Source organism: Psychrobacter sp. PP-21, assembly GCF_033790785.1.
In the GTDB taxonomy this organism is placed as follows: Bacteria; Pseudomonadota; Gammaproteobacteria; order Pseudomonadales; family Moraxellaceae; genus Psychrobacter.
The window spans coordinates 62,368-74,665 of record NZ_JAMYEB010000008.1 but is presented as its reverse complement, the minus strand read 5'-3'; the positions used below and the strand labels follow the sequence as shown (position 1 = coordinate 74,665).

General features: G+C 46.2%; 8 protein-coding genes. All 8 read right to left on the bottom strand.

Annotated features, from left to right (window positions below; translation table 11 throughout):
* Positions 1-29 precede the first annotated feature (29 nt).
* The 8 genes from mmsB to NJD71_RS08445 all read right to left on the bottom strand — a co-directional run bounded on the left by mmsB (position 30) and on the right by NJD71_RS08445 (position 12,281).
* Positions 30-974, bottom strand: coding sequence for a 3-hydroxyisobutyrate dehydrogenase (gene mmsB, locus NJD71_RS08480; protein ID WP_319051536.1), 945 nt, complete (start codon positions 972-974; stop codon positions 30-32).
* A gap of 222 nt (positions 975-1,196) precedes the next feature.
* Positions 1,197-2,456, bottom strand: a complete 1,260-nt coding sequence (locus NJD71_RS08475) for an enoyl-CoA hydratase/isomerase family protein (RefSeq protein WP_319051535.1) — start codon at positions 2,454-2,456, stop codon at positions 1,197-1,199.
* A 71-nt stretch (positions 2,457-2,527) separates the two neighbouring features.
* Entirely contained in the window at positions 2,528-3,310 is a 783-nt protein-coding gene (locus NJD71_RS08470; protein ID WP_319051534.1) for an enoyl-CoA hydratase, read from the bottom strand.
* A 66-nt stretch (positions 3,311-3,376) separates the two neighbouring features.
* Positions 3,377-4,537, bottom strand: a complete 1,161-nt coding sequence (locus NJD71_RS08465) for an acyl-CoA dehydrogenase family protein (RefSeq protein WP_319051533.1) — start codon at positions 4,535-4,537, stop codon at positions 3,377-3,379.
* Positions 4,538-4,720: 183 nt separating this feature from the next.
* On the bottom strand, positions 4,721-6,205 hold the full coding sequence (locus tag NJD71_RS08460) for a CoA-acylating methylmalonate-semialdehyde dehydrogenase (RefSeq protein WP_319051532.1): 1,485 nt from the start codon (positions 6,203-6,205) through the stop codon (positions 4,721-4,723).
* Positions 6,206-6,711: 506 nt separating this feature from the next.
* Positions 6,712-8,733 carry a propionate--CoA ligase gene (locus NJD71_RS08455; RefSeq protein ID WP_319051531.1) on the bottom strand — a complete coding sequence of 674 codons (2,022 nt, stop codon included), beginning with the start codon at positions 8,731-8,733 and terminating at the stop codon, positions 6,712-6,714.
* A gap of 302 nt (positions 8,734-9,035) precedes the next feature.
* On the bottom strand, positions 9,036-10,706 hold the full coding sequence (locus NJD71_RS08450) for a fatty acid--CoA ligase (protein ID WP_319051530.1): 1,671 nt from the start codon (positions 10,704-10,706) through the stop codon (positions 9,036-9,038).
* 345 nt (positions 10,707-11,051) lie between these two features.
* On the bottom strand, positions 11,052-12,281 hold the full coding sequence (locus tag NJD71_RS08445) for an MFS transporter (RefSeq protein ID WP_319051529.1): 1,230 nt from the start codon (positions 12,279-12,281) through the stop codon (positions 11,052-11,054).
* Positions 12,282-12,298: the final 17 nt, after the last annotated feature.

Genomic DNA, 12,298 nt, shown 5'->3' with positions numbered 1-12,298 from the left:
AACATTACTAATAGTCCCTATAGCAGTCTTTAAGACAACAGCGAGATATCATGACGCCCCATAATACTGGAAAAGTCTTTGTCGCCATTCTCTAGAGTGTGTGATGCATACAACTCCGTTGCTTTTGCACCCATCGGCGTGTCTACATGAGTGTCTTGAGCGGTTTGCATGGCAAGATTCAAATCTTTTTGCATGAGCTTACTCATAAATCCGCCTTGGTAACCATTACTAGATGGGACATTTTCCATGACCTGTGGATACGGGTTATAAACCTCTAATGTCCAGTTACGACCTGAGCTCTGTAGCATAATATCTGACAACACTTTAGGGTCTAGACCATTCTTCACTCCTAGGTTAATAGTCTCTGCTGTCCCTGCCATCAAAATACCTAGCAGCATATTATTACAAATTTTCGCAACTTGTCCTGCGCCATGCGTACCCGCATGAAAGATGTTTTTGCCCATAACGGCAAGTATTGGTTCAGCACGAGCGAATGCTTCGGCGTTACCGCCAACAATAAAGGTTAGGCTACCAGCAATCGCGCCGCCCGTCCCACCAGACACGGGCGCATCCAAAAACTCAACACCCAGTTTACTCGCAGCGTCTGCCACGGTTCTGGCATCAGCAGCTGCTATCGTACTACTATCAATCACTAGCGTACCTTTATTCAGCTCTGCAAGTAGACCACTGGAACCGTTGTCGCCTAAGTACACCGAATGCACGTGCTGCCCTGCAGGCAACATACTAATGACAACTTGAGCATTACTCACAGCCTCTTTAGGACTTTGCGCGACGCTAGCACCTGCCTGCTGCAGACGCTTGGTAGCAGCATCAGACAAATCAAACACAGAAAGTGTATAACCTGCCTTTAGTAAGTTCTCTGCCATGGGAGCACCCATATTACCAAGTCCTATAAAAGCAACGTTTGGTTTAGAGGTGTCATTATCTATTGTACTTGTATCCTTTGTACTCATCTCATCACTCCTTGATGATTGCGTAGGCATTGCTACCTACTTATATTGCGTTAATAATGGTTGTTATGATTACTATTTGCGACTCACTGTATATTATGAACCAGCGAGCCCTATTGTCTTAACTGACATAGATTGTTTGAAATAACATAGTTATTGAGAGTCGGTGGCGCTCCCTGTTGGTAAGTAATCTAGACCTTATGACCCTTCTAGCTACGTTTGAGCTTATCGCACAAGCTGACTGGCTAAAGCAGTGGCATCCAACCAGCCTTCTAAAGGATGCTGACCTTTAGGATAAGGGTTATCGAAGTGCTGATCGATATATGCCTGCCCTTCTACACTGAGACAGTCTGCTAGTGAGCGTGACCACTGTGGATTCTTATCCTTGTCAATCAGTAATGCCCGCACACCTTCCTTAAAATCAGGATTAGCCGCACAATGTACCGCGACGTTGGTCTCTAGATACAAAACCTGCTCTATCGATAAATCGGCGACTTTATGATATAGCGCATGAGTCAATGCTGCTGTCACTGGGCAACCATGACGATAGGTGGCAACTGCTCGCTGTGTCCAGCTGTCTTCTGCAAAATCTTTGCTCAACTGTACGAGCGCTTCATCGCTTTGTAGCAGTGCGTCGATATCAGCCAAGCCACCGCTGTTCATGAGTTGCTGAATAGGCTGCCAGTACGTCGCCAGCTTGCTATCGGGTAGATCCGCTGCAGGTAGTGCTGCAAGTGCACGGCTAACAATACTATGAGCACTGTCATTATGGAACTTGTCCGTATTGCTCGTACTGTCTGATGTTTGCCAATTACTTCGTTTTAGACGCTGCATGATAGCGTCATAGTCATGACTGGCAACAGCATACTCCGCTAGATTCGCTAATAGCGCATCACTGCCATTGCACATCGCGCCTGTCAATCCTAAAAATAAACCTGTCTTGGCAGGCATACGCTGCAAAAACCAACTACCAGAGGCATCAGGAAACAACCCAATTGTCACTTCAGGCATAGCAAAACGGGTACGCTCAGTCACCACACGATGACTACAACCTGCCATTAATCCCATGCCGCCACCCATAATAATGCCGTCGCCCCAAAGTATTAGCGGCTTTGAATAAAAGTGCATTTGACGATAGAGACGATACTCATGACTGAAAAACTCAGTGGCATAAGGATTGGGCACTGGCGCATCGGTAGACATACTGTCATACAGCTTACGAATATCACCGCCGGCACAAAACGCCTTGTCCCCTGCACCTCTCAATACCAGCGCGACTATCTGGTTATCAGCTTGCCACTGCACTAACTGCTCTGATAGCAGCTGGCACATATCAACGCTGAGCGCATTGAGCGATTTGGGTGTATTGAGCGTCATCACTCCAATGAGGTGACCACAAACTGTCGGTTCAGTATTGAATAATACAGAGGCCTCTTGCTCGGTATTGCTCGAAGGCTTTTGGGTATCGTCGGTAGCTGCTGTCATAAAAGTGACCTACAAAGTTAAAAAATTAAATAATGTCATAAACATTATGACCCAAGCATTTTAAGCAATGCTTATTTATTTTGCCAACTGGGTTTGCGTTTTTCTAAGAATGCTTGTACACCTTCGCGCTGATCCAGCGTGTCAAACAACTTCACAAAAGCTTCGCGCTCATGAATAAGGTTTTGGGCAGGCGGGGTATCTCTGGCTGCTTGAATAAGTCCTTTAGAATAACTGACAGCAACAGGCGATTGCTTTGCGGCTTTTTTGGCCAAGTCTTGAGCGGCTAGTAGTCCTGCACCTGTTTCAGTGACCTCCTCAACCAAGCCAATACGTAATGCCGTCTCTGCATCAACGCGTTCGCCGCACAATATCATGCGCTTTGCCCAACCCTCTCCGACGAGCCAAGGTAGGTTTTGTGTGCCGCCTGCACATGGCAGTAGACCTACGCCCGTCTCCGGTAGTGCCATCTGTGCATGCGCTTCTGCAATACGAATGTCGCACGCGAGCGCACATTCAAGCCCACCGCCCATCGCATAGCCGTTGATCACTGCAATGCTGACACCGCGATAAGCAGACAATGCTTCAAACGCCTCACCAAACGCAATCGCCATACTTATCGCACGGCCTTTATCACCGTCTGAGAAGTTATTGAGATCTGCGCCGGCTGAAAAAAACTTCTCGCCATCACCATGCACGATTAACGCGTAGATATTGTCATTGGCATTGAGATCGGTGATGAGTTGTTTGAGCGCACCCAGACTGTCCATCGTCCACGTATGCGCAGGGGGGTTGTTCAATGTCAATGTGGCAGTATGACCGTCAATTGATAGGTTTAGATTGGTATAATCTGTCATAAAACATCCTTGTTTTAGTCAAGCGAAAAAGTATGATATCGTCACAATAATAACCATAACAGCCTATTAGCGCAGTTGGCTTAGCGCCTCGTCTTGTAGAACCTGACGCGAAATAATCACTCGCATGATTTCATTGGTACCTTCTAATATTTGATGCACGCGTAAATCTCGCACGTGACGCTCAAGCGGATATTCATTTAGATAGCCATAACCGCCATGTAATTGAAGGGCGGTGTTGGCAACATCAAAACATAGATCCGTAGAGAGGCGCTTCGCCATTGCACAGTAGGTAGAAGCTTGCCCATCATTACTATCGACTTTATCAGCCGCTAGATAGAGCATTTGACGCGCAGCGATAGTCTGGGTCAGCATGTCGGCAAGCTTAAACTGTACGGACTGTAAGCTTGCAATTGGACTGCCAAACTGGCTACGTTCCTGTACGTAACTGGTTGCTGTTTCTAATGCAGATTGCGCCGTACCCACAGCGCAGATACCGATATTGATACGACCACCATCCAGTCCCTTCATCGCAATACGAAAACCCTGACCTTCTTCCCCTATCAGATTCTCTACTGGGACTTTGACATCTTTAAAACTAATCGTCCGCGTCGGCTGTGCTTTCCAGCCCATTTTATGCTCGTTTTTGCCATATTCGATACCATCGCTGTTGGCATCTACAACGAACGCTGAGATGCCTTTTGGACCTGCCGCACCAGTGCGCGCCATGACTACCAATACATCCGTTGAGCCTGCGCCAGAGATAAAGGTTTTTTCGCCGTTCAGTACATAATACTCACCTTGCTGCTCAGCCTTGGTACGTAGTGAGGCTGCGTCAGATCCTGCATTTGGCTCTGTTAAGCAGTAACTACCGAGCCACTCGCCACTGACCATATCGGGCAAATATTTTTTGCATAGCGAATCGCTGCCATACTCGCCAATCATCCATGCTGCCATATTATGGATACTCATGTAGGCTGCCACAGAGGTATCACCCCACGATAGCTCTTCAAATACCATTGCGGAGTCGAGCCTTGGCAATCCCAAACCGTCGTATTCTGGATTGGTATACAGCCCCAAAAACCCAAGCTCACCAGATTTTTTGATGACATCTATGGGGAAATGCGAGTTGCGATCCCATTCAGCAGCGTTTGGCTTGAGCTCTTTTTGCGCAAACTGACGGGCCGTTTGGCGAAAGGCAATCTGATCATCGGTCAATGCAAAATCCATAGGGTTATCCTTGTTCTTATAGATCAAATAAAAAGTCTGTTTGATGCACCCCTTGATAAAGTGCGAGTGAGACATCTGATAAGGTGTGCGCGCCGCACGATAGCGGTATAACGATAATAAAACTGCGACCAATAGTATCGCAAGTGGCATCAAGGTTATACCGCAAATATAGTCAATTGATTATTATATTGAAATCGTTGTATTGACACCGCGGCTCGCTTCATCATCGAACCAACGTGCAGTGACGGTTTTGGTCTGAGTATAGAACTGCACTGCCTGCTTACCATAAGGGCCTAAACCACCCAGCTTGCTGGCACGCGAGCCTGAGAAGGAGAACATTGGTAGTGGCACAGGAATCGGTAAGTTGATACCGATTTGACCGACTTGAATGTCTTGCTGGAATTTGTGTGCAGCAGCGCCTGACTGGGTGAATATCGCCGTGCCGTTACCATGTGGATTGGCATTCAGTAGTGCAATCGCTTCATCTAAGCTGTCAGCGCGCATGATGCAAAGTACGGGTCCAAATATTTCTTGTTGATAAATTTGCATATCACTTGTGACATTGTCAAAGATAGTTGGCCCAACAAAGTTACCGTTCTCAAATCCTTCAACGCTAATGCCGCGACCATCCAGAATTAAGTCTGCACCCTCTTCTACCCCAGTACCGATCAAATGCTCGACGCGCGCTTTTGCAGCAGGTGAAATCAGTGGTCCTAAGTCTTTGTCATTTTTGCCAGCTGAAACGATTAAGTTTTCTGCCTTGGCTTTGATATCATCGATCCACTCTCCAGCAGCACCTACTAACACGACAACTGAGAGTGCCATACAGCGTTGACCAGCAGCACCGAACGCCGCGCCTGCTAGCTGATTGAGCGTTTGCTCTTTATTGGCATCAGGCAAGATAACGCCATGGTTTTTTGCACCCATCATACACTGAGCGCGCTTACCTGATTGGCTGGCACGCTCATAGACGTGTTTACCAACGCTAGTAGACCCTACAAAAGAGACAGCTTTGATATCTGGGTGGTCACAGATGGCGTCGACAGTTGCTTTGCCGCCATGTACCACGTTCAGCACACCTTCTGGTACGCCTGCTTCAATCGCTAGCTCAACCAAACGCATGGTGACCATCGGGTCTTGCTCAGACGGTTTGAGAATAAACGTATTGCCCGTGGCAATCGCCATTGGGAACATCCATAACGGAATCATCGCGGGAAAGTTAAATGGCGTGATACCAGCGCAAACGCCAAGCGGCTGCCAAATGCTATAAGTATCAACACCTGATGCGACGTTTTCTACAAAGTCGCCGATTTGCAAATTGGCAATACCAGCGGCATGCTCGACCACTTCTAAGCCGCGGAACACATCGCCGCGTGCATCAGCAATCGTCTTGCCCTGCTCTGCGGTCAATATTTCTGCTAGCTCATCCATATGCTCACGAATGAGTGCTTGATAGGTCAAGAAAATACGAGCACGCGTGGTGATTGGTGTTTTGCGCCATGTCTCAAACGCGGTTTGGGCGGCTGCAACGGCTTGATTGATCTCATCATTGGTGGTTTGCGGAACTTTTGCGATGACTTCTTGGGTCGCAGGATCGGTAATATCAATCCATTCATCGGTGTTTGACTGTGTGAACTGACCGTTGATGAGCTGTTGAACGTGGTGCATAAGATATCCTTATCTTTTTTGCGAGACTACCGTATGACGGCACCTAAGTATTCATTAGTGAATGAAACGCCATAAGCGTTTATATATAAAACAACATTAAAATTCTAAATTTTAAAATGATTTATTTTGTATCGTTATTTACTATAGCAATAAATCAATTTTAGGGTCAAGCGCTTTATCAACATTTTCATTAAGTTTGTTTTGTCAAAATGCGACAAGTAAACAGATTGCTATAAGAAAACAGCAGAAACAAAAAAGCCCATGAGGATTCATGAGCTTTTGAATGGTTGAGGCGTGCCCCTAATTCAAACGTTTATTACTAAATGTGCCAAAAATGGCTAAACCTTTGACAAACGGCGTCAAATAGCTGGTCAATATCTCGATATTGTATGCACTATTTTCCTTGTTTGCCTTCGATTTATCTCATTTTTATCACCATTTCTAAAATAGGGACACGCCCTAGTCTAATTTTGATAGGCAGTAGGCAACTTATTAATCGTTTATGATTAATAGTCTTTCATTGATTGCTTAATCGCATCGATAGCGGCTGGGTTATCGAGGGTCGACATATCTCCTGTAGGCTTGTCTTCAGCCAATGCACGAATAGATCGGCGTAGGATTTTGCCAGAGCGCGTCTTTGGCAGTGCTTGCGGGAAATAAATAGCCGCTGGCCTTGCGATACCGCCCAAAGATTTGACCACCGCACCGATGACTTGCTGCTCGACACGGAAGCGGTTTTCGGTCGTTTCGACTTGCGACTGATCTTTTAGCACACAGAATGCAATGGGTAGCTCTCCTTTTAACTCATCCTGAATACCAACCACTGCACACTCTGCCATATCTGGATGCATACTGATGGCTTCTTCAATTTCTTGCGTCCCTATCCGATGACCTGCGACGTTGATCACATCATCAGTACGACCCAATATGTAAAAGTAACCGTCTTCATCTGTCACGGCATAGTCTGACGTAGAATACTGCTGCCCATCAAACAAACCAAAGTAGCTACTGATAAAACGATCGTCGTTGCGCCACACCGTAGTCAGACAACCAGGCGGCAATGGCGCTTTGATTGCAAGCAAGCCTTTTTCTCCCGCTTTGCAGGGGTCACCAGTCTCTTCATTGATCACCTGCGCTTCGTAACCATACATAGGATAGCCAGGTGATCCTTGCTTATGCGGTTTATGATCAAATTTTGGTGTGTGACTCAAGATGGGCCAACCAGACTCTGTCTGCCAATAGTGATCTAAGATTGGCACGCCTAAATGCTGGGTCAGCCAGCCGGCCGTTGACTCATCAAGTGGTTCACCTGCTAAAAAGAACGATTTGACACTAGAGACATCATAGCGGGTCATCCAGCTCTCGTCTTGTTTTTTGAGCATACGCACGCCCGTGGGCGCTGTAAACAAAATATTGACCTTGTTGGCCTCAACGATACGCCACCAAATACCAGGATTCGGTGAGTGTGGTAGGCCCTCGTACATGACACTCGTCATGCCTGCTAGCAGTGGCGCATAAATTGTATAAGAGTGCCCAACTGCCCAGCCAATATCCGATATTGCCCAAAACGTCTCACCTGCCTTACCATCATAGACATAATCCATCGAAGTAGTCAGTGCGACCGCATGACCGCCCGTATCACGCTGTACGCCTTTGGGAGTACCTGTCGTACCAGAGGTATAAAGCAGATAAGACGGTGTGTTTGACTCAAGCCAGACGGGCTCCACAACTGCATGCGCCTCGCAGCTGTGACGTCGTTCGGTCGCATAATCGACGTCAACATTTCTCGGCTCAAACGGTAAAATACCGCGGTTGACCACCAATACATGCTCAGGCTTGGTTGTTGCTTGCTCGACGCCCTGATTGACAAGGTTCTTATAATTAATAACCTTGCCATCACGCAGACCTGCATCTACCGTAATGACCATTTTTGCTTCAGCATCATCCATGCGGATAGCCAAGTTATGGGCTGCAAACCCACCGAAAACGACTGAATGTATTGCGCCAATACGAGCACAAGCCAGCATGGCATATGCCGCTTCTAGAATCATCGGCATATAGATGATGACGCGATCACCCTTACCAATACCATGGCGCTGTAGCACATCGGCAAAATAATTAACTTCTTTATATAGGTCATTATACGTCAGACGACGCTTGGTATAGTCTGTATAAAACTCGACGTTGTTGCCCAGATCTTTAAACGAATCAACGACTGCTGGAAAGGTTTCTATCAACTCTTGATTGATTTCTGATGATACCCAGACAAACGCGTCTTGCTCGGCACGATCCGCCAGATGACGATCTACGCAGTTATAACAAAGATTGGTCTCACCGCCGACAAACCATTTTGCAAACGGTAGATTACTGTCATCGAGAATTTGCTCAGGCTCTTTGTGCCAGTAGATGCGCTTTGCTTGCTGCGCCCAGAAATCCTCTCGTTCGATAATAGAGTCGTGATAGATATCAGCAAATGTAGGCATGTCTGCTGTGTGAGTAGAGACTGGGTGTTGGGCGTGGTCACTCATAATAGCTGTCCTTAGCATAAACGAGAAATGAGGCAATGTTATTTTATCATCGAAACCCTAGCAAGTCGTCATCGCATTGGAAGCGCTATCTGCACGTCCGACTCTACGAGGCTTACACGGTTACGATTATAGTAGACAATGTCTGAATAAGTACTGGTCATCCTTGCCAGAATTAAAAAACCGATACATTACGTATCGGTTTAAAATGTAGCAGAGCCTATTGCAAAGGTCAACTATTAAGCATGTGACATGCACTACATTTTGACAAATACAAATGTTGAATGTTCAACTGATAGATATGATTATACCTGTGTCTGGTTGGCATATATCTCACGCATGACCTTTTTGTCATGTTTACCTACTGATGTTTTTGGCAGCTCATCTACAAACTTAAACTGACTTGGTACACCATATTTAGGAATGATACCGCGCTCTACTGCTTTCTCTGCGATGGCTTTGATATCATCAGCGCTCGTATCTTGGGCAGTAGGCTTTAGGACAACCAATGCGAGTGGACGTTCGCCCCACTGCTCGTCACGCACCCCTATCACCGACACGTCAGCTACTGAAGGGTGCAGTGATAGAATCGTCTCAATCTCAAGCGATGATATCCACTCACCACCAGACTTGATCACATCTTTTAGGCGATCTGTAATTTTAATATAACCATCAGGACGTATGTAGGCAATGTCTTGAGTGTGCATATAGCCGCTTTCCCACAACTCTTTACCAGCATCGTCGTTTTTGAGATAGCTTTGAGTCAACCAAGGCGCTCGTAGTACCAGCTCACCTGTGTTGTCTTGTCCTTTGCCAACTGATTTATTGCCTTCACCCCAGACCTGAGCATCTACCATAAGCACAGGCTTACCTGTCATACAGCGACGAGCAATGTCTTCTTCTTCGCTCATTTCAGGCTCATCAAGACTAAACTCAGTCAAACTGATAAGTGGCGCGGTTTCTGACATGCCGTAGCCTGTATAGACTTCGATACCCTGAGACATTGCTGTTTTTGCCAACCCTTCAGTCAACCTTGAACCACCAATGATCATTTTTAGACCATTGAAGCTAACATCACGATCTTGGGCTTCTTTAAGTACCATTTGCAGGATGGTAGGGACGCAGTGAGTGATGCTGACTTTTTCGTTGATGATTAAGTCCATCAATGTATCAGGCGCATAACGCCCTGGATAGACTTGCTTTAGACCGACCATCGTCGCTGTAAATGGGAAACCCCATGCATGGACGTGGAACATCGGTGTCATCGGCATATAGACGTCACCGTAGCTGACACCTTGTTTGTTGGGTAGCATACCTAGAGTGGCGGCCTCTGCTAGGCTATGTAATACCAATTGGCGATGACTAAAGAAAACCCCTTTTGGGTCCCCTGTCGTACCAGAGGTATAAAAAGTCGTCGCGATAGTATTTTCATCAAAATCTGGGAAATTAAACTCCCTGTTAGCAGCGTCTAGTAGGGCTTCATACTCGCCTGTGACACGGCTTTGGTTGTCACCAAAGACACCTTCAGCCGTTACTCCATTATCATCAAGCCAAATGATGTGCTCGATACTAGAGTTTTCAAACTGATAGTCTTTGACCAGTGGCGCAAACTCAGAGTTGAGCATTAGTACTTTGGGCTTGGCATGGTTGATTGTGTACAGAACTTTTTCTGGAGAGAGACGGATATTGACCGTTTGTAGGATGTACTCTGACATCGGTACCGCAAAATAAGACTCAAGATAGCGATGACTGTCCCAGTCCATAACAGCAACCACGTCACCTGCATCGAGATTTAGGTTTGCCAATACATTAGCCAATCGATTGATACGTTCAAACAGATCTTTATATGTGAGGCGCTTTTTGTCCGCGTAAATAATTTCTTGGTCTTGCGATACTGTTTTTGCACGGTTCAGTAGCTGCTTGACCAGTAATGGATAATCATAGGCAGATGGCGCGCTGTGATAAATATTTGACATAGATCTGACTTCCTTGTTTGTTGTATTTATAGGTTATATAGTCAGAGAACTGCTAAACAGCTACGACGTTATCCTCCCTAGACGTACTATTTGTACAATCTGCAGTCGGCTGCCTTGTACCTATTTTAGATTCCTTTGACTATACACAGTAATGATAAGCAGTAGAAATACTCATGTGGAATGTTTTGCCCAACCATTCTCATTTCTTAATGAGTTTTTATAATGAACGACAACCTTATTAGGTTAATAGCATCGTTATAGATAGTAAAAAAAAAGCAGCGCCATGTAAAGCGGGCTTACATTAAGTAGCATAATGGGCAAATACATAATGTAGAGATCAGTCAGCTACTTTGACTGCACCGTGGTTTTGACCATCCCAACGCTGGCTATTATCAATGCCAATATTTGTACGATGACTAATAACCCTACGGTCATAGACCACTGCCCGCGTGCATAAGCCATACCGCACAACCACGCGCCGAGCGTGCCGCCTGAGTAGTAACCCAGATAATATAAACCCGATGCCAGTGACCGTCCTTTTTTAACATTGACAGCGATATAGCTGATGGTCGCTGACTGGGTAATAAACACGCCAGATGACATAATGGCAAGTCCTATAACTACGCCCCACAATGGTGTCACCAACGTTAACAACACCCCGACCATCGAGATAACAATCGCCACTCGTACGGTACGCGCTGAACCGAATCGACGTAATAGTGACGTAGACAACGGTGTAATAATGACCCCAAGTAAGTACACCGCAAAAATATTCGCAAGTGCACCAGTCGTCAGCTGATATGGCTCATCTGTCAGATGTAAATTAATAAAAGTAAAACAACCGACCAGTGAAAATAAAACGCAAGCACCCAGTAAACAAGAGGTGACCACGTAGCGATTGGTGACGTGCTCCCCTAGTGTTTGTATCGCTGAGCGAAAGTTGGGATTGGGTACAAAATGACGAGACGATGGCAGCATCTTACCGACCCATACCGCACCCAGTAGCGTTATCGCTGTCATGACATAGTAACCATGACGCCAGCCGATCAACTCATGCAAATGCCCTAGCAAAAACCGGCCCATAAAACCGCCGAACACTGACCCTGAGACATAAAACGACATCAGCTCGGTTACTGCGCGTCCCTCGAACTCCTCACCAATATAGGCAATCGTCACCACTGTAATACCTGGTACGGACAGCCCCTGCATAAAACGCCATAAACCTACCCAGCCGATGCTGGAGCTTTGGGCGATCAAGAATGTCGGTATGGCTAAGAATAGCAACGCACCAACCACAAATGATTTGCGGCCGACGGCATCTGAGAGCATACCCAAAAACGGTGACATGATAGCAATTGCCATGACCGTAGCACCAACGATCATGCCAGCTTGTACTTCAGTCGCAGCAAAATCCACCATCATGACGGGGAGTACCGCTTGGATAGAATATATCTGTAAAAAAGCGAACATACCTATCAAACCAATCGTAAGCTTCAAAACCCACGACACTGAATGACTGGATGAAGGCGATGGTTTTGTGGCAATGCTTTGGGGTTTATCTGTAGGATTATTCACAAGAGAGCTGACTATAT